The sequence below is a fragment of the Campylobacter sp. genome (assembly GCF_030528245.1).
In the GTDB taxonomy this organism is placed as follows: Bacteria; Campylobacterota; Campylobacteria; order Campylobacterales; family Campylobacteraceae; genus Campylobacter_D.
In genome coordinates, this window is the sequence record NZ_JAUMZG010000006.1 from 30,675 (window position 1) to 52,660 (window position 21,986).

The following is a 21,986-nucleotide window of genomic DNA, read 5'->3' on the forward strand; positions in this document are numbered from 1 at the left end:
CGATGATGATAGCACTTGATCAAATTTACAAGGCTAGAGAGAGGATTAAAAATTTCATCCTCAAGACCCCCCTCACCCCTGCGCCCCTTTTGAGTGAGCTTTGCAAACGGGAGGTTTTTTTGAAAAATGAAAACCTCCAGCTCACGGGCGCCTATAAAATTCGCGGTGCTTACAATAAGATCGCTAGCCTCACCCCTGCGCAGCTTCAAAGAGGCGTCATTTGCGCGAGTGCGGGCAACCACGCGCAAGGCGTCGCCCTGAGTGCGAAAAAATTCCAAAGCAGTGCCACCATCATCATGCCCGAATCCACCCCCCTCCTCAAGGTGATGGCGACCAAAAATTTAGGCGCGGAGGTGCTTTTACGGGGGGATAATTTTGACGAAGCCTACGCCTTTGCTAAGGAATATGCGACTAGGGAGGGCTTGTGCTTCATCCATCCCTTTGAGGATAAGCTCGTGATGGCAGGGCAGGGCACGGTGGCTCTTGAAATTTTGGAAGAGCTTGAAAATGTGGATATGATGGTCGTGCCAGTGGGCGGCGGTGGGCTTATTAGCGGGGTGGCAAGCGCAGCTAGGCAAGTAAGGCCCGAGATAAAAATCATCGCCGTCAGTGCCAAGGGGGCGCCTGCGATGTTTGAGAGCTTTCATGCTAGGGCGCCCTTAAATTCTCCTTTCGTGCGCACCATCGCCGATGGCATCGCCGTGCGGGACACGAGCCGTGTGAATTTGGACCTCATCTTGGAGGGCGTGGATGACTTTGTGCAAGTGGATGATGAGGAAATCGCCGCTGCGGTGCTGTTTTTGCTTGAAAAGCACAAAATCATCGTCGAGGGCGCAGGGGCCGCTCCCGTAGCCGCCCTTTTGCATCAAAAGGTCCCCCTCCACGCCGCGCAGAAAATCGCCCTCATCCTAAGCGGGGGCAATATCGACGTGCAAACCCTCAATCTCATCATCGAAAAGGGGCTTTTCAAAGCAGGACGCAAGATGCAGATCAGGGTTACTCTCATCGACAAACCCGGCGCCCTCATGGCACTCACCGATAGCCTCAAATTCGCCGGAGCAAACATCGTAAAAATCGACTACGACCGCTTTTCGACCAAGCTAGACTACGGGGAGGCGATGATCTTCATCACGCTGGAGACTAAGGGGGAGGCGCATCAGGAGCAAATCCGCCAAATTCTTAGCCAAAAGGACTTCATTTTCTCGGAGAATTTTTGATGATCGTGAGCAAGGTTTTTTTTACGCCCTCCTGCGATGATGTGGAGCTAAAACTCAAGCGCAAGGCAAGGCTAGAATACCGCGTGAGCTATGATAGCGCCCGATCGCCTAGGGCTGTGGTTTTTATGGTTGGGGGCTGGGGGGCGACTAAAAATCCTAAGCTCTGGGACTTTGAGCGCGAGTATGTGACTAAGACCTTTGGCGTCATTTGCGTGCAGGTTTATCACCACGGCATACACCGCAGGGAGTCGATCGAGCCTAGGTATAGTGCGAAGAGAATTTTTGAAAAAGAGGATGTGGAGCGCGTGAAAAAATACTGCCAAGGCATAGGCTGGGATGTGAGCGTCGATGCAGACAATGCCTTTAGCATCGCACACAATCTTACAGAGCGGGTCAAAATTTTAAAAGAGCAAGGAGCCTTGGCGCCTGATTTTAGGCTTGAATTCACCCTAGGCCTCATCCCCGCACGCGACAAATACGAAAACGCCGGCCTCATGTCCGCTCTGGATACCCTCAACGCCCTCAAGGCCTTGGATAGAGTGATGGGGGGGGGGGGGGGGGGTGAAATCTTGAGCCTGCCTAAAATTTACGCGGGAGGCAGCTACGGGGGCTACCTCGCCCTGCTGTGCGCTAAAATCGCCCCCTGGCACGCGGATGCCGTCCTTGACAACTCAGGCTCGGCCCTGCCTCAGGTGCGTTTTATCCTAGGCCGTGAGATGCAAACCTGTGATATGGTCGAAAATTTCCCGCACAATCAAATCCAATACTTCACCCGCACCCTCTGGTCGCGCCGTGAGGGAGCGAAGCACTATTTCAGCGATGATGCCTACCTTGTGCGAGCGATTTTAAACGCCGAGCATCTCAAGATCCAGCACGCGGCAAACCCGCACACCATCTTTGTGAGCTATCACAGCGCGCAAGATGGCCTAAATCCCGTCGCGGATAAGAAAAACCTCTATGAAATTTACGCGCATCTTGGCTTTGATGCGACTCTGAATTTGGCGCGCGATGAGGGCGATGTGGATGGGCGCCTCATCAAGAGCCTAGATCACGGGCTTAGGATGAGTGATAAGGCGATGATCCGAAAAGAACTGCCCCTCGTTTTAGAAAAGCTGCAAGGGAGGAAATTGGCGCCTGCCTCAAAAAATCTCGCTCCGGAAAATTCTGCCGCTAAAGATCCCGATGCGGGGGGCGATTTGGCTCCGGTCCCAAAAAATTCTATCCCTGCAAATCCTGCCGCCGCACGAGGACTGGGCGCAAAAAATCCCACCGACGGGAGCGCAGAAATTTGCTACCCCTGCAAGGATAAAATTTATCGCTTCAGGGAGACGGAGGCTGGCTTGGTGTGCGAAATTTTAAAAAAGGAAGCCGATGCTTAGAGATGAAAGGTTTGAGATAGATCCCAGCGAGGACGCCGAGCTTGGCGTGGCTAGAGGGGGGAGGCTGGAATTTTGGGTGAGTCATGAGGAGGAGGTGCGGGGGATCTTGCTCCTCGTGGGAGGTCAGGGGGCTAATGAGGACCTTTGCGCCCTGCATGCGCTTAGAAAATGGGCGGCTTCGCGTTTTAAGATCGCAGCGGTGAGCGTGTTTTACCATGGCTTTGATTGCCGTTTTAGCGAGGATGAGGCGCATCACCCCAGACTCGATGCTGATTCGGTGGAAAATTTGCGCAAAGGCTTGGCACGCATTGGCATCAAGGCCGATGAGCTCAATGAGAAAAACTACCTTGCCTTTTTGGATTTTTACAATCAGGCCCTTGGCTACATGGGACTGGGGAGCAAGAAGGAGCTAGAATTCACGCTCATCCCGCCCAATGGGGACTATCAAAATCACGGCATCTTGGCCGCACTTGACTGCCTCAACGCCCTCAAAGCCGTGCGGAAAAAATTCGCACAAGCGGGGGGGGGGGGGGGTAGGCTCCCGAGCATTTTTTATGGCAGTTTTTACGGGGGCCACCTCGCCCTGCTGTGCGCTAAAATCGCCCCGCAGGCTGTGGACTGCGTGATCGAAACGGCGGGGGAGGCCCTGCCCGTGCTTGAGCGCATTTTGGCTAAGGACTTGGAGCGGCACGAATTCGTGATTGAGTATGAGAAGGTGCGTTTGAACTGCCACACTTACGGCCTCTGGTCGCGCCGTGAGGGAGCGAAGCACTATTTCAGCGATGATGCCTACCTTGTGCGAGCGATTTTAAACGCCGAGCATCTCAAGATCCAGCACGCGGCAAACCCGCACACCATCTTTGTGAGCCTTGGCGCGCGAGAGGATGGTGGCTTTAAGGACAAGCAAACGCTGCATCTAGCGATGCAAGAGCTGGGTTTTAGGGCGCGGCTTGAGGCCTATGCGGGGGAGGGCGATGCGGAAATTTTAGAAAGAGAGCTGCCCCCAATGCTTGAAGCATTATCCAGTTTTTTTAGCATCAGTCCCGCAGCCCAAAACCCAGCGCAAAATCCTGACGGGCAAAATTCTACCGCCACAAATCCCGCCGACGGGAGCGCAGAAATTTGCTACCCTTGCAGGGATAAAATTTATCGCTTCAGGGACACGGAGGCTGGCTTGGTGTGCGAAATTTTCAGTAAATGACGCGGCGCAGATAAAGCCCGCACGCTGGGGCTAGGAGGCGGTGGTGGCACTTTTGCGCGGCGATTTGCTCCCTCAAATTCTCCGCACTCAAATCCCCCCGCAAAACGGCCAAAAGCGCCCCCACGCTCAGGCGCACTTGGGCGCGTAAAAAGCCGTTGGCCTTGAATTTAAAGACGCTCAAATCGCGATGCGCGTAGGCCCCGGCTTCAAAAATTTCGCGCACCGAGCTTTTGGAATTGCCGCCTTCTTTTTGAAAAAATTTAAAATCCCTCACGCCTACGAAGTCCTGCAAAAGTGCGTTCGCTCTCACCATATCAAAGCGAGGGGCAAAACACACAAAGCGCGCAAGAAAGGGGCTGAAAGTGCCGTGATGAAAGACATAGCGATACTCCCTAGCCCTCGCGCTAAAACGCGGGGAGAAATTTTCAGGGACCCTTTCAATCCTCTTAATGTGGATGAAGGGGTGGGCGAAGCGGTTGAGCTGATTTTGTAGATAAAATAAATCCGCAAAATGCTCCCCGCAATCAGCACTCGCCACTGCTCCAAGCGCGTGAACGCCTTTGTCCGTGCGGGAGGCAAAGAGGGGACGGGAGAAAATCCCAAGCCGCTCAAGCGCGCCTTGCAGGGCATCGGCCACGCCGCGCCCGTGAGGCTGGGAGGCTGAACCCAAAAAAGCCGAGCCGTCATAGGAAAAGGTGAGTTTTAGGCGCACTAATAGCGCCTCACAATCATCTTTTGAAAGCAAAGTAGCCCCGAAAAAAAGGTCGCGCAAAAGATCGTAAAGATGGCCAAAAGGGGGGGGGTGTGAAAATTCGCCAAAAGCCCAAAATACACGCCGATGACGCCTAGCATACCCGCATAAATGAGGCCCCTTTCATAGCGATAGGTTACGATGCCAAAACTGAGCGCGAAAAGGGTGCTAGCCAGTGGAAAGAGGCTGATACAAACATACATGACCAACTCCTTCGCGCGAGCCTTATTGTGGCTAAAATCGCTCCAGTATTGGTAAAAATTCCGCACCTTTTGCATGGAGTCGTTGAAGATGGTATGGACAATCAAACGCTCAAAATCTCCCACAAAAAGCCTCTGCTCGCCCTCAAAATTATAAATTTTGCCCGCCTTCAAAACGAAGGAAAGTCCCGCGTCATTTTTCTCCACCCTAGCCTCTTGAGCGATGATGAGCTGCTCTTTGTCCTCTGCGGTGCGTTTGGGGTGATACATGAGGATGTTTTCGTATCGGTCTGCGCTTTGATTTTCGATGAAAATCATCCATCCTAAGAATTTTTGACCGAATTCGCCCGTTTTGTAATTGAATTTCACCTGTGTTTTTTTGTAATCCACAAAATTATCCTGAAGCTGAAAGACTATGGGTATCATCACAAGGGCTAAAATGAGCATCAGGCCGCTGAGTAAAAGGGCGATCTTGAGGAAAAATTGCGCCATTTTCCACGGCTCAAAGCCCAAAGTGAAGAGCACGATGCTTTCATTTTCCCTTGATAATCTGAACAAACACAGCATCAAGGCCACGAAAAAAGCCACCGGCAGGGTGAAGAGCAAAACGCGCGGCAGCATGAAGCCATAAAGCATGAAGAGGTCGAAAAAATTCACTTCTATGTTGGAGGTGATGTTGGCCACGCGTAGGAAAAATATCATGGAAACGATGCCAAAAAGCACGAAAAAGATGGATAAATAGGTGCTTAGGAATTGATTGAGGAGGTATTTATAAATGCGCTTCACGCGCCCCCCTTTAGAGCCAGAAGGAGGAGCTGGAGTGAAAAGGCGGCGTGAATGAGGGGCAGGAAGGCTAGCTCTTTTTGTCCTTTTTGACGCATCCAAAAGAAAAAAGGCAGGGCTATGAGGGAGGCAAAAAACAGGGTCAAAAAGGCGAATTTCAAGCCAAAAAGTCCCGATAGAGCTGATAAAATGATGATGTCTCCATCGCCTAAATTGTCCTCAAGGGACTTATTTTTGAGATTTTTCAGGCTTTGCAAGAGGCTTTTTAGCAAAAAAACAAATCCCGCAAAAAGCAGGGCATCCCGCAAAAAACCCTCCTTAAAATGCTCAAAAATCAGCAAGTGCAAAAGCTCATTGGGGTCAAATTTCAAAGCAGTGGCCAGAAAAAAGGCCAGCCAAAGCGCAGGGCTTGGCACGGCTTTGAGCCTCAAATCCACCAAGGAGAGAAACAAAAGCGTGAGCGAAAAGGCCGACAAAAGTGCAAAGTCCTTAAAATTTTCCGCCACAAAAAGGGCCAAAATCACCCCAAAGGCGCCCAAAATTTCACTCAAAAAAATCCGCAGCGCAATCCTCCCCCCGCAAAAAGCGCATTGCCCCCTCAAGAAAATATAAGAAAAAACGGGCACGAGATGCCAAGCGGGGAGGGAATGGCCGCAAGAAAAGCAAAACGATCGCATCTTAAAAAGGGGCCCTTTTTCGCAAATCCTATCCGCCAAACTCGCGATGAATGAGCCCCAAACCGCCCCCGCCACGCCCGAAAAAACAAGCAAAAGACTATTTTCCAAAGGTGCGTTCTCTTTTTCTAAATTCTTTAACAATCTTTTTAAATTCCCGCTTGGTGAGTGAGGGGAAAAGCGTTTGGCTGAAATAAATTTCCGCATAAGCGCTCTGCCAAAGCAAAAAATTTGAAAGGCGCTTCGCATTACCCACGCGCAGCATCAAATCCACATCCAAGGGCAGGTCCAGATGCGCTGCTAAATTTTCCTCACTCAGCTCCAGCCCCCGCTCCACCACACGCCGCGCCGCACGGATGATCTCGTCCTTAGCGCCGTAACTGATGGCTAAATTCACACAAAGCAAATCACAATGCGCCGTCGCCTCCTCCACGCGTTTGATTTTTTCCCGCAAAGGCGCATCAAGGCGCGACAAATCCCCGATAGCCCTGAGGCGCACCCCGTTTTTTTCAAACTGCTTCAAAGCATCATCCAAGCAGCGATGCAAAAGCTCAAAAATAAAATCCACCTCATCCTTAGGACGAGCCCAGTTTTCCGTGCTAAAGGCAAAGAGGCTTAGTTGGGAAATTTTTTCCTCCACGCAGGCCTCCATGAGCTTTCGCATCGTCTTCACGCCCTGAGAATAGCCAAGCTTGGTCAAAAAGCCCCTCGCCCTCGCCCAGCGTCTGTTGCCGTCCATCACCACCGCCAGATGCCTTAGCTCATTCATCGCTAACCCTTAAAATCGAACAATTTTTTAAACGCAAACAGGGGCTCGATCTTGCCCTCGCACAAAATGGGAATTTCTAGCTGCGTGCTTAGGAATTTTTGCACCTTCAAAAAGGGCGTGAAAAGCCTCACTCCCGCCTCATCACTCAGCATTTTCAAGGCCCCAAAAACGCTAAAATACAAATAAAGCTCCAAATTCCCGCCCCGCTTTTTCATTTGAAGCAAGCAGGCCCTGCCCTCAAAAACGAAGGGGATGTGAAAAACCCCCTCAAGGCTCGCAAAAAGCATCTCCTTGAGGACGCGGTAAGTGGCGCTATCCTTACACTGGGCTAAATTTTCCACAATATAGGCCTGAAAATCCAAATCCCCCTCCAAAAGCTCCACGATGAGGCCAAGCCCCTCCTCAAAGGGACTGATTTCGGGGCAGCGCGACAGATGCTTGAAATGTATCATCCCCGCTTGCATGTAGGGCTCGGCTAGATACTGCGCCCCCAGCTCAAGCTCGACATAGCTTTTTGTCTTCATTTCTTTGTGATTCAAAAGCAGGGTATAGTGCCCAAGTCCTGATTTTGCCACGACCTTTATCAAAATCGGCAGGGTAGAATTGATCAAATTCACAGCCCCTCGCACCTCCTAACGAGCCAATAAGCAAGGTCCTTTTTGGGACAGAGGGGGCTTTTTTCAAGTTTCCAGGGCGTGATGCAATAAAGCTCATTTTCCTCGCTGCCAAAATGATTTTTCTCGCCCAAAATATTGAGGCAAATCATATCCAGCCGTTTTTCTTCAAGGGCGGCTCGGGTGTTTTCTAGGGCGTTTTCGGCATCAAATTCCATCTTAAAGCCGATTTTTTTGCCCTCAAAGGGCGTATTGGCAAGCAGATCCTCGCCCGGTTTTAAATTCAAAACGAGCCCCTTGGGGAAGTCTCTTTTTTTGAGTTTGCCCTCGTGAAATTCGGGCACAAAATCACTCACCGCCGCCGCCATCACTAAAAAATCTGCCTTTTTGTATTTTTCCAAGAGTTTTTTCAAATCCTGTGAGCTTTCAAAACACTCCAAAATGTAGGGCACGCTCAATCCCACCGCGCTCAAAAAAACCACCTCCGCCCCGCTAAAATAAAACGCATCCGCAAGCGCCTTGGCCATCTTGCCGCTGGAAAAATTACTCACGCAGCGCACGCAGTCGATCCTCTCTCTCGTGCCCCCGCCCGTGATGATGACGCTTTTTCCTCGCCAAAAATCCGCCCGCAAAAGCTCCCTTTTAGTGCGGGCAAAAATTGCCTCAAGCGGGGCCAGCCCCCCCACGCCCTCGTCCTTGCAGGCGAGCTTTTTGCGCACGGGCGGGATGAGGGTGGCGCCGTTTTTTTCAAGCAGGGCTAGGGAATTTTGCGTGCTAAAGTGCAAAAACATCGCCGTGTTGGCAGCTGGGGCGATGATGAGCTTTGCGGGGGGGCAGGCGAGGAGGGTTTGGATGAAAAGCGTATCGGCGATGCCCTGGGCGAGCTTGTTGATGGAGTTGGCACTTGCAGGTGCCAAAAGCACGACATCGGCGTCCTTGCTAAAAGCGATGTGATTGTTCGTGCCGCTCCAGCTTTCATTACCCTCGTGAAGTAGGGCATCGCACAGGGCCTCAAAGCTAGCAGGGGTGGCAAATTTCAAGGCGCCCTTTGAGAGCAAAACCTTCACCCCAAAGCCTTCTTTTTTGAACAAAGAAATCAGCTCATAAGCCTTGTAAAAAGCTATGCTGCCGCTCACGGCTAGGAGGATGGTTTTCATTTTTTAAATTTTTTATAATAAAAATTTTGGACCATGCTAGCCGGGGCCCTGTTGATGAAAAGTGCCCCGCTTGGCACATCCTCACTCACCGTGCTGCCGGCGGCGATGATGACCTCATCCTCCACCTTCACGGGCGCGATAAACTGCGTATCCGAGCCGACAAAGACCCTCTTGCCGATGAGGGTTTTGTGTTTTTTCACGCCATCATAATTGCAAGTGATCGTCCCGCAGCCGATATTGCTCCCCTCGCCCACCTCGCAGTCGCCCAGATAGCTAAGATGTCCGGCCTTTGCGCCCGTGAGCTTGGCATTTTTGCACTCGACAAAATTGCCAATGTAGGCGTTTTTCAGCACGCAATGCGGACGCAAATGCGCCAAGGGTCCCACATCGCTATCCTCCACGATGCTCTCCTCGATGACGCTGGAGCTTTTGATGAGGGAGCGGATGATCCTGCTTGCGCCCTCGATCCTCACATTTTCCTGCACCTCGCACTCGCCGACAAATTCCACATCCGCGCCGATGAAAATGCTGGATGGATTACGCAAGATCACGCCCTCGCGCATCCAGTGGGATCTGATTTTTTCCTGCAGCAAATTTTCAGCCCTGCTCAGCTCTAATTTGTCGTTGATGCCCATGAATTCATCCTCATCCACAAAGATGGCTTGAATTTTCGCATCCCTAGCTCTGGCGAGTTTCACGATGTCGGTGAGGTAATACTCCCCTGCGTTGTTGTTGTTTTCAATCAGGGGCAAAAGCTCCCTCAAAAGTCCAGAATTCAGCGCATAAACGCCCGCGTTGCAAATCGTTATAGCCCTCTCATCCGAGGAGGCGTCTTTGAATTCCACAATCCTCTCCACGCTCCCGCCGCAAAGCACGACACGCCCGTAACTTTTCGCGTCTCTAGCCTCAAAAACGGCCAGCCCTAGCTCCGCCTCGCTTGAGAGTAAATTTTCTAGGCTTTTTTGACCAACCAAGGGCATATCCCCGCACAGAATCAAAGCTCGCTCATATCGTGGCTCAAGGCCCCTCAAGGCTCCCGCTGTGCCGGGGAAACGCTCCAAATCCTGCTCTAAAATTTGCGTCTGCGGGAAGTGCTTTAGAATTTCTGCAGAAATTTGCTCTTTTTGATGGGCTAAAATCACGCTCACATCATCGCTCAAAGCAAAGGCCTTTTGCAGGATGTGTAAAATCATACTTTTGCCGCAAAGTTTTTGCAAAACCTTGGCGTTAGGGGATTTCATCCTCGTGCCCAGCCCTGCGGCGAGGATTGCTATGGAATTTTTCATCGTTTGGACCTTGGATTGATGTTGCAAAATACTAGCAATTTAAAGTTAAAAAACACGCCCATAGGTGCTAAAATTTTAAAGCTCTTTTTTAGTCATCAAAAGTTAGAATTTCGGCTTTAGAATTCATTAAGGTTACGAAATTTTGAAAAAAATATTTTTTTTATTTTTTGCTTTGAACGCATTCGCCGCGCCTGAGGCGACCATACCCACGGTGAATTTAAGCCTCAGCGCCCCCGACACCCCCAATCAACTCGTAACCACGCTCAATATCATCATCGTTTTGACCATACTCGCCCTCGCGCCTAGCATCATCTTCATCATGACCTCCTTTTTGAGACTCATCATTGTTTTTTCTTTTTTGAGGCAGGCCATGGGGACGCAGAGTATGCCGCCCAATACCATTTTAGTAACGATGGCTTTGATTTTGACCTTTTTCATCATGGAGCCTGTGGCGAGCAAATCCTACAACGAGGGCGTCAAACCCTATCTGGCCGAAGAAATAGGCTATGAGGAGGCCTTCGCTAGGGGGGTGAAGCCTTTTAAGGACTTCATGTTGAAAAATACCAGAGAAAAGGACCTCGCCCTTTTTTACCGCATCCGTAACCTCCCCAATCCAAAAACCATAGACGATGTGCCGCTGACGGTGCTGGTGCCTGCCTTTATGATTTCTGAGCTTAAGACGGCTTTTGAGATCGGCTTTTTGATTTACCTGCCCTTTTTGGTTATTGACATGGTGGTGAGCTCGGTTTTGATGGCTATGGGTATGATGATGCTGCCGCCTGTGATGATTTCTCTGCCCTTCAAGCTGCTCATTTTTGTCCTCGTTGATGGCTGGAATTTACTCGTGCAAAGGCTTGTGGAAAGCTTTGTAAGTTAAAATTAACTTACAAAATTCCACAATTTTTAGAATTTAAGCTTTAAAATCCACTTAGCCTCGATAATTCTTTTTAAATAATTTGCCAAAATTCCTCGTATGCTGACCCCTCCTATGACGCCCACAGCATAGCTGTATCCTACGGAGCATATGGTGCCTTTGTTGTTGTAGGAAAAAGGCTCGGAGCTTGTTAAATTGCTGTTAAAAATGCCCGCTAAATATTTACCTTGCTGCTCGGCCATTTGCGCGGTGGGTGGGTAAAATCTCCCTGTCGCTTCGTCCTTGAGTGCTGCGCAATCTCCAAGCACAAAGATGTTTTTCATTTCCTTTTTCTGCTGGATGGGATTTAGGAAAGCATTGACCTCCACCTTGCTGCGTGCGGTTTTGAAAAAGGGTGAATTTTGCATCACTTCATTGCCCTTAACTCCAGCCGTCCAAAAGGTAAAATCGCTTTTAAGCTCTTTTTGTTCGCCATTTTTTTCGACGATGACGCTATTTTGTTTTAGCTCTAAAATTTTAGCCCCAAGCTCAAAATTCACGCCCCTCTCTTCAAGATAATTTTTAGCTTTGAGGGCCAAATCGCTATCAAACATCGGCAAAATGGCAGGCATGGCTTCTACGCAGTGCAAATTGGCCTTGCTGGCCCAATCATTCGCTAAATTTCCTAAGAGCTCTATGCCCGTAAAACCAGCTCCACAAACAACAATATCCTTTTGACCCTCTTGCAAAAGCGTTTCTAGTTTTCTGTGAATATCTAGGCTATTGTGGTAATTCACCATGCTGTGAGCGTAGTCCTTAACGCCCTTGATGCCAAAATCATCGCTGCTAAAACCAAGAGCTATAACCAAAATATCGTAATTGTATTCGGCTTTTTTCCCCACAACTGCGGCGTCTTTAATCTCCTTAATCTCATCTTGGATGAATTCAATTTGTCGTGGCAAAATTTTTTCATACGCTAGGGTTATATTTTTACCCGCACTCGCAACATTGTGCAGCAAAATGCTCGTGTAATGCTCATTTTCCTTACTGATAAGAGTGAATTGATAATCACCCAAAGCGTCCAAATGCAGATTTTTTATGAAAGACAAGCCCGCATATCCCCCACCGAGAATCAAAACTTTTTTCACAATTAAGCTCCTTTGAAAATAAAATTTAAATTTAATGCAAATATTAGCATATTTTATGCTAAAAAAAATTTCAATCATGAGAATGGCTGGGGATTTAAATGTCGCTTCTGGACCTTGAAGATTGTTGAATATATCGAGCTTGTAGCCCTGTTTTGCTGGGAAAATAGTCTTAATTACAAAAAGTAACATAGATTTAAATTTAATTTTTAAAATATTTACCATTTTTAATATTTTGGTGTTACAATGAAAACACTTACATCTAAAAAGAAAGGAGAGTAATGTAATGAGTAAGTATAAAGATAGTTCTATCGTATTTAAATCTCAATACGAGAACTTTATAGGTGGCAAGTGGGTCGCCCCTGTAAAGGGACAATACATAGAAAATAAAAGTTCAATCAACGGCTCTGTGTTGTGTAAGGTGCCACTTTCTACCGAAGAGGACATCGAGCTAGCCCTTGATGCTGCACATAAGGCGAAAGACAAGTGGGCGCAGACGAGCACGACGGAACGCTCCAACATCCTTCTAAAGATCGCCGATAGGATTGAGGCGAATTTAGAGCATATCGCTTATGCGGAGACTTGGGACAATGGCAAGGCAGTGCGCGAAACGCTCAATGCGGACATTCCTTTGGCGGCGGATCATTTTCGTTATTTTGCAGCATGCCTAAGAGCACAGGAGGGAAGCATCAGTGAGATCGATAAGGACACCATAGCCTATCACTTTCACGAACCTTTGGGCGTGGTCGGACAAATCATACCGTGGAATTTTCCCATCCTCATGGCAGCGTGGAAGCTTGCCCCAGCTCTAGCGGCAGGCAACTGCGTCGTCATAAAGCCAGCCAGCGCTACGCCTGCTAGTATTTTGGTGCTTTTTGATTTTATTGCCGATTTGTTGCCTGAGGGCGTGGTTAACATTGTCAATGGTAGCGGCGGTAAGATTGGCAAGGCTCTAGCGACAAACCCACGCATTGCAAAAGTAGCCTTTACGGGCTCTACAAGCGTTGGTAAGCAAATCATGGAGTACGCGACTGAGAATATCATTCCATGCACGCTTGAGCTTGGGGGCAAGTCGCCAAATATTTTCTTTGAGGATGTTTTCACGCACGAGGATGAATATTTGGACAAGGCGGTTGAGGGCTTGGTACTCTTTGCTTTCAATCAAGGCGAGGTTTGCACCTGCCCTAGTCGCGCACTCATCCATGAAAAAATCTATGATAAATTCATAGAAAAGGTCCTAAAAAGGATAGAGGCCATCAAAGTAGGCAATCCTTTGGATTTGGATACAATGATGGGAGCGCAGGTTGATGAAAATCAAGTCAAAACCATTCTTGGTTACATCGAAGCGGGTAAAAAAGAAGGCGCCCAATGCCTCATAGGCGGTGAGCGAAATCAGCTAGGAGGCGAGTTGGCTAATGGTTGCTATATCAAGCCTACCATCTTCAAGGGGCACAATAAAATGAAAATTTTCCAAGAAGAAATTTTCGGTCCTGTGCTAGCCGTGGCAACCTTCAAAAACGACCAAGAAGCCCTAGAAATCGCTAACGATACGATTTACGGACTGGGCAGTGGCGTTTGGACTAGGGACATTAACAGAGCCTATCGTTTCGGACGAGGCATTCAGGCGGGTCGTGTTTGGACAAATTGCTATCACGCATATCCAGCGCATGCTGCCTTTGGTGGGTATAAGCAATCAGGTGTGGGTAGAGAAACGCACAAGATGATGCTTGAGCATTATCAACAAACCAAAAATGTGCTAGTAAGCTATTCCATTAACAAACTTGGATTTTTTTAATCATTAAATTTTTTGAAAGGATAAATTATGAGCATACCAAAAACTATGAAAGCAGCTGTTTCTAAAGAATTCGGCAAAGCGCTTGTTATCGAGGAAGTTCCTGTTCCACGCCCAAAAGCGAGAGAGGTTCTAGTCAAAATTGAGGCTTGCGGTGTGTGCCATACCGATCTTCACGCGGTGGATGGAGACTGGCCTGTAAAACCTAAATCCAACCTCATCCCCGGACACGAGGGCATCGGTAAGGTTGTGGAATTGGGCGAGGGTGTTACCCATCTCAAAGTGGGAGACATTGTGGGAATTCCTTGGCTTTATAGTGCTTGCGGACATTGTGAGCATTGTTTTGGAGGTTGGGAGACCCTGTGTGAGGGACAGCAAAATGGCGGCTATTCCGTTAATGGCGGCTTCGCAGAATACGCCGTAGCGGCAGCAGATTATGTGGGAGTGTGCAATCCAAATTTAACCCACAAAGAGCTCATCGATATGGCTCCGATTTTGTGCGCAGGCGTTACCGTTTATAAGGGTCTTAAAATGACAGAAACGAGGCCGGGTGATTGGGTTACCATTTCAGGAATCGGTGGATTGGGACACTTGGCTGTGCAATACGCAAAGGCCATGGGGCTGAGGATCGCTGCTGTTGATGTGGCTGATGATAAGCTTGAGCTTGCGAAAAAATACGGCGCAGAAGTGGTTGCAAATGCTAAAACCGAGGATGTGGTGGAAAAAATTCGCAAGGCTACCAACGGCGGCACACATGGCGTTTTAGTTACGGCTGTTTCGCCGAAGGCCTTCGAGCAAGCGGTAAAACTTGCAAGACGGGGCGGCACTGTAGCGATGAACGGCCTACCACCGGGGGAATTTCCGCTTGAAATTTTCAACATGATTTTAAACGGCGTAACCGTGCGCGGCTCTATCGTGGGCACAAGACTTGACTTGCAAGAAGCGATCGAATTCGCTCAAACTGGCAGGGTAAAAGCGCATGTGAGCGCGGCTGTCAAGCTGGAGCAGGTGAATGAGGTCTTTGACAAGATGAGAAAGGGACAAATAGAGGGCAGAATGGTCCTTGATATGGGTGCCTAAATATAGGCCCCGCTTTAATGAAATATAAAGGAGGGAAGTTATGTCCATAAGAGGTTTTGCAATGCTAGGCATTGGTAAGGTCGGTATAATTGAAAAAGAGCATTTGGAGGAGGTTACTACGGGCAAAAAGCTCGAATTGGGTCCTTTGGATGCCATACTTCGTCCCATAGCGGTGGCGCCTTGCACCTCCGATTTGCATACTTGCTACGAGGGGGGCATTGGCGAGAGAACGAATATGTTTTTAGGCCACGAGTCTGTCGGTGAAATTTTGGAAGTCGGAGCCTTGGTTAAGGACTTCAAAGTGGGGGACAAGGTCATCGTCCCCGCCATAACACCCAACTGGAACGCCATCAACGCTCAACGAGGCTTTGCCCAGCACAGTGGCGGACCACTTGCGGGATGGAAATTTTCAAATTTCAAAGACGGGGTCTTCGCGGAAAGATTTCATGTCAATGACGTGGATGGGAATTTAGCCCATCTGCCTGAGGGCGTGGATCCTGTGGAGGCCGTTATGCTTTGCGATATGGTTACTACGGGCTTCCATTGCGCTGAAAATGCCAAGATCGTCCCTGGTGAGCGCGTGGCCGTTGTGGGCTTGGGTCCTGTGGGGCTTATGGCTTGCGCGGGTGCGAATTTGATGGGCGCTAGCGAAATTTATGCGGTTGATTGCGTGGATTTTCGTTACGAGGTGGCGCATAAGCATTATGGCGCGACCCATTACATCAACTTTACCAAAGCAAGCTTCCAATCTCAAATCATGGAGCTCACCAAGGGTGAAGGAGTGGATAAGGTCCTCATAGCAGGAGGTGGATTGACCACTATAGGCGATGCTTGCGAGTGCTTGACGAATGGCGGTATCGTTTCTAATGTTAATTATCTTGGAAGCGGTGAGCACATCACCATACCAAGAGTGGCTTGGAATGTAGGCATGGGGCATAAGAGCATTCAGGGTGGCTTGACCCCTGGTGGTCGGTATAGGATGGAAAAACTAGCCCGACTTTTGCAAACCAAAAAACTCAATGTGAGCCCTATCATCACGCACAAGCTCGAGGGTAAATTTGAAGCCATCGAGCAGGCCTTGGCTATGATGAAAGATAAGCCAGCAGGGCTGATCAAGCCGGCCGTTAAGCTTACTTGGTAGCACCTTAGGATGGGTTTTTGCCCATCCGCCTCAAAACCCTTTCATAATCCTCCAGCGTATCAATCCCCACACTCTGCGTTTTGATTTCAAGCATTTTGATTTTTTTGCCATTTTCAAGAGCCCTCAACTGCTCGAGTTTTTCAGCCCTTTCCAAGGCCGAAACCTCCCAGCTGCAAAATTCTCGCAAGGCTCTTACCCTATAAGCATAAATTCCCAAATGCACCCTAAAATCCTCCCCAAAACTCTCCCTTTCATAAGGAATTTTCGCTCGGGAAAAATACAAAGCAAGGCCCGCTTTGTCGCACACCACCTTCACCAAATTCGCATCCTGCGCCTGCTCTGCCTCCACTCTTTTATAGCAGCTCATCATAAAAGCATCCTCACAAGAGAGGGCAAAGTCCCTAAATTTCAGCACATTTTCCCGCTCGATGAGGGGCTCATCGGCTTGGACATTGATGATGAGCTCATCATCTTTGAGGCCCAAAAGCGCGCAGGCCTCATTGATCCTATCCGTGCCGCTTTCGTGATTTTTTTGAGTGAGGATGGCATCAAAGCCGTGATTTTTAGCGATTTCAAGCACACTCTCCTCATCCACAGCGATGCAAATTCTATCCAAGCCCTCCACGCGTCTGGCCGTAGCGATGAACATCGGCACATCCCCGATGGGGCGTAGAATTTTTTCCACGAAGCGGCTGGATTTTAGCCTTGCGGGTATGATGATCATCCAAGCCCCCTTAAAATTTCAGCATCCAAACCCTCCAAATCATAACTCTCAAAGGGCTCACCCTCAAGCGCGAAAAGCCTCAAAATCTCCTCTTTGACCCCATACCCAAAGGCCGCGGCGATGCCCAGCAAATCCGCCCTCTCATCCACGCAGGCCCTACCATAAAGCGCCCGAACCATACTCGGCGTGAATTTCGTCCACTCGGCTGTGCTGGTGATGACTTGCGTTTTATCCCCCCCCACGAGCTTGAAACAGGTCGCCGTGTGCGGATCGATTAAAAATTCACAGCCCCTAATGAAACCCATCGCCTCCTCATCCGTGCAAAAATCCGCCTCAAAGTCCTCCCGCAAGGCCTCAAGCTCCTCCCCATTCAGCACAAAAACGCCCTCGTTTTGCAAATTTTGCATCAGTTCTTTTGTGCGCGCGTCGCCAAATTTAGCAAAAAGCAGGCGCTCAATATTGGAGGATACCAGTATATCCATGGCGGGCGAAATGGTCTTTATGAGCTTCTTGCCCCGCAGGTCGTAGCGGCCTGTGTTGAAAAATTCGCTCAAGATATTGTTGGCATTGGAGGCGATTTTGATCTTATCAATCTCAGCGCCCATAAGCTTGGCATAATAGGCCCCAAGAGCGTTTCCAAAATTCCCACTTGGCACGATGATGTCAAGCTCACGGCCGATTTTTACCGCCGCATAGTAGTGGTAGATGATTTGGAACAAAATTCGCCCGAAATTGACAGAATTTGCCGCGCAAAGCTCATACCCCCTCCCCGCTAAATTTCGCTTAAAATCCTCGCTCGCTAGCAAATTTTTAAGGATGCGCTGCGCCGCGTCAAAATCGCCCCTAAGCGCTATGCTTCGTAGCCCACGGCCGTCCATCGCCCTCATTTGCAGGGCTTGGATCTTGCTCGTGCCCTCGCAAGGGTAAAGGCAGCAAACCTTGACATTTTGGGAATTTTCAAAGCTTTTTAGGGTCGCAGGACCCGTATCCCCACTGGTCGCGCATAAAATCAAAAGCCTTCTGTCCCTAGCCAATGCCTCAAGCAGGACGCCAAAGGGCTGCAGGGCCATGTCCTTAAAGGCCCTCGTGGGCCCGTGGTAAAGTGCGTTGAGGTGGAGCTTCTCTCCTATTTTTTGAAGGCTTAGGGGACAGCTTGGATCGTCAAATTTTTCATAGCTTTTTAAGGCTTTTTTGAACAAATCCTCATGGCCAAATTCAAAGCTTTCGATGAGCTTGAGCGCAAAGTCCTGATAGCTCAAATCCGCGTGCGAATACCCACAAAAGCGCGGTAAAAATTCAGGACTATAAAGTCCCCCACCGGCGGCGCTAGGATGCAGCAGGGCCTCCTTAAAATCCACAGAATTTTTAGCATCCCTGCTCTCAACCAGCCTCATTTTCAAACCCCTCAACATAATTTTTCAAGCGCCTTTTCAAGGGCTCGCCCAGCTCGATGTGAAGCTCGATGATTTGGCACTTGAAGCCAAATTTTTCCACCCGAACGAAGTCCTTAAAGGTCAGCATCAAAGTGTCGCAGTGATGCCTAGCAAGCAGGGCTTCAAGCTCTTTTTTTTTGAAGGCGTAGTGGTCCTTGAAAAAATAACAGGCCCGCGCCTTGATAAAATGCTCATGCAGCCTGAAAGGCTTGGCGATGGCACTCACCAGCACGGCCTTGGGATTTTCTTTGGTCGCGCTGTATCGGTAAAAATCCTCCCCTTCCCGTGCCACAAAATCCGCCCTTTTGGCGAAAAATGGGGGCAGCCTGTATGCCCCGCTTGGCAGGACAAAGTCAAAATAAGGACGGGGCCTTCCCTCGAGCAAAAGATTCAGTTTGACGATGTGAAATTTAGAAAAAGCATCATCAAGCAGGACGATTTTAGCGCCCATTTCAAAGGCCTTTTCTACGCCCAGAACCCTATTTGCGCTCACTATCACGCCCGCAACGCTCTCCTCATAGGCATACTCCATAGCCTCATCGCCACCTTGCTCAAAATCGCACAAAATTTCACCCCCGCATTTGACGAGGACAAGCCCCTTGCTTTTTCTCTTATACCCCCTAAGCACGACGAAAACGCCCTCAAATTCCCGCGCCACCGCCTTGCAAAAGGGCGTTTTGCCCTCGCCCCCCACGCTCAAATTCCCCACGCTGATCACAGGCTTTTTAAAATCCACCCTCCTGCGAGAAAGGCTATTTAAAATCGCCCCGAGTGCGTAAAAAAAGCTCAAGGGCAAAAGCAAAAAGGCCAGAATTTTCTGCGCCCAAGAAGGCTGATAAAAATAACGATCCAGCCAAGTCATAAAAGTCCTCTTAGCTCCAAAATTTCGGGCATTTTTCTTTTGAACGCGTTGCGTTGTATCCTTTGCTTTAGCATGGCAAGCAAGCCCGCATCCAGTCTGGAAATCGCCCCCTCATCGCCCTTTTCCAAGGCCTCAAGCCCCGCATCAATTTGTGCGTAAGAAAAGCCCAAATCCCCCTCATCGCTCTGATCCTCCCACAGGTCCGCGCTGGGGGGCTTGGTTAAAAAGGCGGAGGGTAAATTCAAAAAGGCCGAAAGGGCATAAATTTCGCTTTTATACAGGGAGCCGATGGGGTTGAAAGCGCAGGCCAAATCCCCGTAAATCGTGCCATAGCCTAGCATCAATTCGCTTTTGTTGGAGGTGCCAACGACCAAGTAATCTTTCAGGGCGGCTAAATCGTAAAGCAAGCTCATCCTGATGCGTGCGGCAAAATTCCCCATGCGAAGCGAGCTAGCGCCAGCACTCTGGGCCAAAAAAGCGTCCAAAATGGGCTGGATGGGGAGGATTTTGTGGGCTAAATTCAAATCCGCGCAAAGCCCTAGGGCGTCGTTAAGATGAGCCTTGGCGGAGTGTTTTGTCGGCATCAAAAGGGCAAAAACCCTCTCCCCCAAGGCCCTCTTGCAAAGCAGGGCGACCAAGGCAGAGTCCACCCCTCCGCTAAGTCCCAAAACCACACCTCTAGCCCCAGCGCCCCTTACGCGCTCCCTGATGAAATCATCGATTTTTTTTAAAATTTTCTCCCAGCCCATCAGCCTAGCCTTTAAAAATAAATGTATAATTGTAGTCCTAAAAAGCAAATTGAAAGGCGATGAATGCAGATTTTAAAGCAGCCTTGCGGGGCGTATGAGACCAACTGCTACATTTTAAGCACGGATGAGGGAGAATTCATCATCGATCCGGGCGTGGGGGCGGCGGAATTTGTGCGCAAAAATGTCAAAAATCCTCGCGCCATCCTGAACACGCACGGGCATTTTGATCACATTTGGGACAATGCGAGGGTGAAGGCGGAATTCAACATCCCCCTTTACATCCATAAAAACGATGAATTTTTCCTCAAAGACCCCTTCAATCAAGGCGTGGAATTTTGCGAGGCGGATGTTTTGGTGGAGGATGAGAGCGCCCTTTCCATCGCGGGGGTGGATTTTAAATTTCATTTTTTGCCCGGGCACACTCCCGGATGTGCGATGATAGAGGTTGTGGGCGAGGGGGTGATGTTTAGCGGGGATTTTTTGTTTTACCGTAGCATAGGGCGGTGGGACTTTCCCTACTCGGATGCTGGGCTGATGAAGCGGAGTTTGGAAAAAATTTTGGGCTATGAGGAGGATTTCAGGCTGCTGCCCGGACACGGCGGGGAGACGAGTCTGCGAGAGGAGCAGTCGCATCTGCCCTCGTGGCTTAGGTATTTTTGATGGATTTGTTTTTGCTTTGTTTTTTTGCAGGACTGGATCTTTTTGCCCTTCTGGGGCTGAAATTTCAAAAAAAAGCCGCAAAAAGCACGGCGAAAATTTACCGCCACTGCCCCTGCAAGAAGATGGCGGATAATGGCTCTTTAAGCACGCTTTGTATGTATGCGGCGATGGGGGGGTTTTTGTATAGCGGCTATGCCTTGAGCTTCGTGGGCTTGGGGGATTGGGTGCTTGATGGTTTGTTTTTGCTGGTGCTCGTGTGCGGGTATCTGGGATGGAATTTGAAGAGGGAGTGAAATTATTTTTGTAAATTTGTGAAATATTTACTATGGTTTATATAGAATCTAAATTTTTAGAAAATTTAAATATTTTAGGGAGGTTTTAATGTTTAACAATTTTAAGTTAGGGGCAAAAATTTGTATCGTTGTATCCGTTTGTGTTTTATTGATGGTTTTGATTTTATCTTTTATCATTTCCTATCAGAGTCACAAAATTTTACTAAAGGAAGCAATGCTTTTAATCGACAATGCCAACTCAAGAACAACCAATAGAGCTGTTGGTTTATTTGATCAAGTTTCTGCTACTGTGCAATTTGCATCCGACAGAATGAATGCGGCACTCATTCGCAATGAAATCATTAGCGAGCAAGAAACCTTAGATATCGTTAATTCTCTTTCAAAAACTTCAGAATTTATAGAGTATGCTTATGTTATATTTTCAAATTCTCACTCATTTTTATCCAAAAATGGTAATGGATTTAGAATGGATGATAGCGTTAAGAATATTCTCAATCAAAACAATAATAACGATGGTTTACATATTTCCGATCCTTTTCGCATTCAAATTCAAAACGAAAATATTTTTACCATCGAATTGAGTGTCAATATTCTAAATGCGCAAAAACAAAAAATAGGAACTTTAGGAATTTTATACAATCTTGATGTTCTATCAAAAGATTTACTCCATGCAAGACGCAGCATTTTCGAAGGGGATAGGAGATTTTTAATGACGCGAGAGGGAGTCATTTTCTTACACCCCAATAAGGATTTCTTGGGAAAAAATTTAAAAGAAATTAATCCCCATCAAAGCGCTCAGGATATCTTGACTGCTTCATCCAATAATGAAAGAGGAATTTATGATTATCACTTCAAAAATCAAAATGAAGACTACATGGCAGCAACACAGCTTTTCAATATTCTCAATTCAAAACAAACCTTCATCATGGTCACTTTAGCACCGAAAAAAAGCATTTATCAACCCTTTTACGATCTACTTTTTAATATCATCGTCACCTCTTTGATAAGCATTCTTGTAGTTATCGTCATAATCTCATACTATGTGAAATTTTACATATCCACAAGAATTGAAAATGTATCCAAACATCTATTTTCTTTCTTTAAATACATCAATTTTAAAAGTAACGAATTGCCAAGAGATTTACAACCCAGGGCCAACGACGAAATAGGTCAAATGGCCAAAGCCATCAACGAAAACATCCTCGCCACCAAGCAGGGCCTAG

At 48.4% G+C, this 21,986-nt stretch carries 21 protein-coding genes and 1 pseudogene; 10 read left to right on the forward strand and 12 right to left on the reverse strand.

Annotated elements, in window-relative coordinates; all coding sequences use genetic code 11:
• The first annotated feature begins 5 nt into the window (after positions 1-5).
• The 3 genes from ilvA to Q4A73_RS02190 are packed head-to-tail and all read left to right on the forward strand — an operon-like array spanning position 6 to position 3,797.
• A complete protein-coding gene (gene ilvA, locus Q4A73_RS02180; protein WP_303205799.1) occupies positions 6-1,217 on the forward strand; it encodes a threonine ammonia-lyase in 1,212 nt (403 codons plus the stop codon).
• Complete coding sequence (locus Q4A73_RS02185; protein WP_303205819.1) at positions 1,217-2,596, forward strand: DUF2920 family protein; 1,380 nt, start codon at positions 1,217-1,219, stop codon at positions 2,594-2,596. The genes ilvA and Q4A73_RS02185 overlap by 1 nt, the downstream gene beginning before the upstream one ends.
• Positions 2,589-3,797: a DUF2920 family protein gene (locus Q4A73_RS02190; protein WP_303205800.1), complete on the forward strand. Its 1,209-nt coding sequence runs from the start codon at positions 2,589-2,591 to the stop codon at positions 3,795-3,797. Before Q4A73_RS02185 ends, Q4A73_RS02190 begins: the two co-directional genes overlap by 8 nt.
• Here Q4A73_RS02190 and truA read toward each other — a convergent pair.
• From truA to glmU, 7 genes are read right to left on the reverse strand one after another with little or no spacing between them, the layout of a single operon-like run.
• Positions 3,787-4,509, reverse strand: coding sequence for a tRNA pseudouridine(38-40) synthase TruA (gene truA, locus Q4A73_RS02195; protein ID WP_303205801.1), 723 nt, complete (start codon positions 4,507-4,509; stop codon positions 3,787-3,789). The two genes, Q4A73_RS02190 and truA, sit on opposite strands and share 11 nt — an antisense overlap.
• Entirely contained in the window at positions 4,509-5,534 is a 1,026-nt protein-coding gene (locus tag Q4A73_RS02200) for an LptF/LptG family permease (protein WP_303205802.1), read from the reverse strand. The genes truA and Q4A73_RS02200 overlap by 1 nt, the downstream gene beginning before the upstream one ends.
• Positions 5,531-6,316, reverse strand: coding sequence for an A24 family peptidase (locus Q4A73_RS02205; protein WP_303205803.1), 786 nt, complete (start codon positions 6,314-6,316; stop codon positions 5,531-5,533). Before Q4A73_RS02205 ends, Q4A73_RS02200 begins: the two co-directional genes overlap by 4 nt.
• Positions 6,306-6,974 carry a polyprenyl diphosphate synthase gene (gene uppS / locus Q4A73_RS02210; protein WP_303205804.1) on the reverse strand — a complete coding sequence of 223 codons (669 nt, stop codon included), beginning with the start codon at positions 6,972-6,974 and terminating at the stop codon, positions 6,306-6,308. The genes Q4A73_RS02205 and uppS overlap by 11 nt, the downstream gene beginning before the upstream one ends.
• Before the next feature lie 2 nt (positions 6,975-6,976).
• On the reverse strand, positions 6,977-7,591 hold the full coding sequence (locus Q4A73_RS02215; protein ID WP_303205805.1) for a hypothetical protein: 615 nt from the start codon (positions 7,589-7,591) through the stop codon (positions 6,977-6,979).
• Positions 7,588-8,745, reverse strand: a complete 1,158-nt coding sequence (gene coaBC, locus Q4A73_RS02220) for a bifunctional phosphopantothenoylcysteine decarboxylase/phosphopantothenate--cysteine ligase CoaBC (RefSeq protein WP_303205806.1) — start codon at positions 8,743-8,745, stop codon at positions 7,588-7,590. Before coaBC ends, Q4A73_RS02215 begins: the two co-directional genes overlap by 4 nt.
• A complete protein-coding gene (gene glmU, locus Q4A73_RS02225; RefSeq protein ID WP_303205807.1) occupies positions 8,742-10,031 on the reverse strand; it encodes a bifunctional UDP-N-acetylglucosamine diphosphorylase/glucosamine-1-phosphate N-acetyltransferase GlmU in 1,290 nt (429 codons plus the stop codon). Before glmU ends, coaBC begins: the two co-directional genes overlap by 4 nt.
• A gap of 142 nt (positions 10,032-10,173) precedes the next feature.
• On the opposite strand from glmU, the gene fliP reads away from it, so the two are divergent.
• Positions 10,174-10,908, forward strand: coding sequence for a flagellar type III secretion system pore protein FliP (fliP, locus tag Q4A73_RS02230; RefSeq protein WP_303205808.1), 735 nt, complete (start codon positions 10,174-10,176; stop codon positions 10,906-10,908).
• Positions 10,909-10,934: 26 nt separating this feature from the next.
• Here the strand turns inward: fliP and Q4A73_RS02235 are convergent, their stop codons facing one another.
• A complete protein-coding gene (locus Q4A73_RS02235; RefSeq protein ID WP_303205809.1) occupies positions 10,935-12,032 on the reverse strand; it encodes an NAD(P)/FAD-dependent oxidoreductase in 1,098 nt (365 codons plus the stop codon).
• 283 nt (positions 12,033-12,315) lie between these two features.
• Here Q4A73_RS02235 and Q4A73_RS02240 point away from each other — a divergent pair, with 283 nt between their 5' ends.
• From Q4A73_RS02240 to Q4A73_RS02250, 3 genes are read left to right on the forward strand one after another with little or no spacing between them, the layout of a single operon-like run.
• Entirely contained in the window at positions 12,316-13,824 is a 1,509-nt protein-coding gene (locus tag Q4A73_RS02240; RefSeq protein WP_303205810.1) for an aldehyde dehydrogenase family protein, read from the forward strand.
• 27 nt (positions 13,825-13,851) lie between these two features.
• Positions 13,852-14,901, forward strand: coding sequence for an alcohol dehydrogenase AdhP (gene adhP / locus Q4A73_RS02245; RefSeq protein ID WP_303205811.1), 1,050 nt, complete (start codon positions 13,852-13,854; stop codon positions 14,899-14,901).
• Positions 14,902-14,941: 40 nt separating this feature from the next.
• A complete protein-coding gene (locus Q4A73_RS02250; protein WP_303205812.1) occupies positions 14,942-16,042 on the forward strand; it encodes an NAD(P)-dependent alcohol dehydrogenase in 1,101 nt (366 codons plus the stop codon).
• Positions 16,043-16,046: 4 nt separating this feature from the next.
• Here the strand turns inward: Q4A73_RS02250 and kdsB are convergent, their stop codons facing one another.
• From kdsB to Q4A73_RS02270, 4 genes are read right to left on the reverse strand one after another with little or no spacing between them, the layout of a single operon-like run.
• Positions 16,047-16,766, reverse strand: coding sequence for a 3-deoxy-manno-octulosonate cytidylyltransferase (gene kdsB / locus Q4A73_RS02255; protein WP_303205813.1), 720 nt, complete (start codon positions 16,764-16,766; stop codon positions 16,047-16,049).
• Entirely contained in the window at positions 16,763-18,160 is a 1,398-nt protein-coding gene (thrC, locus tag Q4A73_RS02260) for a threonine synthase (RefSeq protein WP_303205814.1), read from the reverse strand. The genes kdsB and thrC overlap by 4 nt, the downstream gene beginning before the upstream one ends.
• Positions 18,147-19,061 (reverse strand): tetraacyldisaccharide 4'-kinase, encoded by a 915-nt coding sequence (locus tag Q4A73_RS02265; RefSeq protein ID WP_303205815.1) that lies wholly within the window; start codon positions 19,059-19,061, stop codon positions 18,147-18,149. The genes thrC and Q4A73_RS02265 overlap by 14 nt, the downstream gene beginning before the upstream one ends.
• Complete coding sequence (locus tag Q4A73_RS02270; protein WP_303205816.1) at positions 19,058-19,810, reverse strand: NAD+ synthase; 753 nt, start codon at positions 19,808-19,810, stop codon at positions 19,058-19,060. Before Q4A73_RS02270 ends, Q4A73_RS02265 begins: the two co-directional genes overlap by 4 nt.
• A gap of 63 nt (positions 19,811-19,873) precedes the next feature.
• On the opposite strand from Q4A73_RS02270, the gene Q4A73_RS02275 reads away from it, so the two are divergent.
• From Q4A73_RS02275 to Q4A73_RS02285, 3 genes and pseudogenes are all read left to right on the forward strand, one after another.
• Positions 19,874-20,470, forward strand: a complete 597-nt coding sequence (locus Q4A73_RS02275) for an MBL fold metallo-hydrolase (RefSeq protein ID WP_303205817.1) — start codon at positions 19,874-19,876, stop codon at positions 20,468-20,470.
• On the forward strand, positions 20,470-20,763 hold the full coding sequence (locus Q4A73_RS02280; RefSeq protein ID WP_303205818.1) for a hypothetical protein: 294 nt from the start codon (positions 20,470-20,472) through the stop codon (positions 20,761-20,763). The genes Q4A73_RS02275 and Q4A73_RS02280 overlap by 1 nt, the downstream gene beginning before the upstream one ends.
• An 88-nt stretch (positions 20,764-20,851) precedes the next feature.
• Positions 20,852-21,986 (forward strand): annotated as a pseudogene (locus tag Q4A73_RS02285) (methyl-accepting chemotaxis protein); the annotation flags it as partial.

What these genes read in the sequence shown, in the direction of transcription:
- ilvA (WP_303205799.1), top strand. Translation starts at nt 6, where the DNA reads ATGATAGCACTTGATCAAATTTACAAGGCTAGAGAGAGGATTAAAAAT.
- Q4A73_RS02185 (WP_303205819.1), top strand. Translation starts at nt 1,217, where the DNA reads ATGATCGTGAGCAAGGTTTTTTTTACGCCCTCCTGCGATGATGTGGAG.
- Q4A73_RS02190 (WP_303205800.1), top strand. Translation starts at nt 2,589, where the DNA reads ATGCTTAGAGATGAAAGGTTTGAGATAGATCCCAGCGAGGACGCCGAG.
- uppS (WP_303205804.1), bottom strand. Translation starts at nt 6,974, where the DNA reads ATGAATGAGCTAAGGCATCTGGCGGTGGTGATGGACGGCAACAGACGC.
- coaBC (WP_303205806.1), bottom strand. Translation starts at nt 8,745, where the DNA reads ATGAAAACCATCCTCCTAGCCGTGAGCGGCAGCATAGCTTTTTACAAG.
- glmU (WP_303205807.1), bottom strand. Translation starts at nt 10,031, where the DNA reads ATGAAAAATTCCATAGCAATCCTCGCCGCAGGGCTGGGCACGAGGATG.
- Q4A73_RS02240 (WP_303205810.1), top strand. Translation starts at nt 12,316, where the DNA reads ATGAGTAAGTATAAAGATAGTTCTATCGTATTTAAATCTCAATACGAG.
- adhP (WP_303205811.1), top strand. Translation starts at nt 13,852, where the DNA reads ATGAGCATACCAAAAACTATGAAAGCAGCTGTTTCTAAAGAATTCGGC.
- Q4A73_RS02250 (WP_303205812.1), top strand. Translation starts at nt 14,942, where the DNA reads ATGTCCATAAGAGGTTTTGCAATGCTAGGCATTGGTAAGGTCGGTATA.
- kdsB (WP_303205813.1), bottom strand. Translation starts at nt 16,766, where the DNA reads ATGATCATCATACCCGCAAGGCTAAAATCCAGCCGCTTCGTGGAAAAA.
- thrC (WP_303205814.1), bottom strand. Translation starts at nt 18,160, where the DNA reads ATGAGGCTGGTTGAGAGCAGGGATGCTAAAAATTCTGTGGATTTTAAG.
- Q4A73_RS02265 (WP_303205815.1), bottom strand. Translation starts at nt 19,061, where the DNA reads ATGACTTGGCTGGATCGTTATTTTTATCAGCCTTCTTGGGCGCAGAAA.
- Q4A73_RS02270 (WP_303205816.1), bottom strand. Translation starts at nt 19,810, where the DNA reads ATGGGCTGGGAGAAAATTTTAAAAAAAATCGATGATTTCATCAGGGAG.
- Q4A73_RS02275 (WP_303205817.1), top strand. Translation starts at nt 19,874, where the DNA reads ATGCAGATTTTAAAGCAGCCTTGCGGGGCGTATGAGACCAACTGCTAC.
- Q4A73_RS02280 (WP_303205818.1), top strand. Translation starts at nt 20,470, where the DNA reads ATGGATTTGTTTTTGCTTTGTTTTTTTGCAGGACTGGATCTTTTTGCC.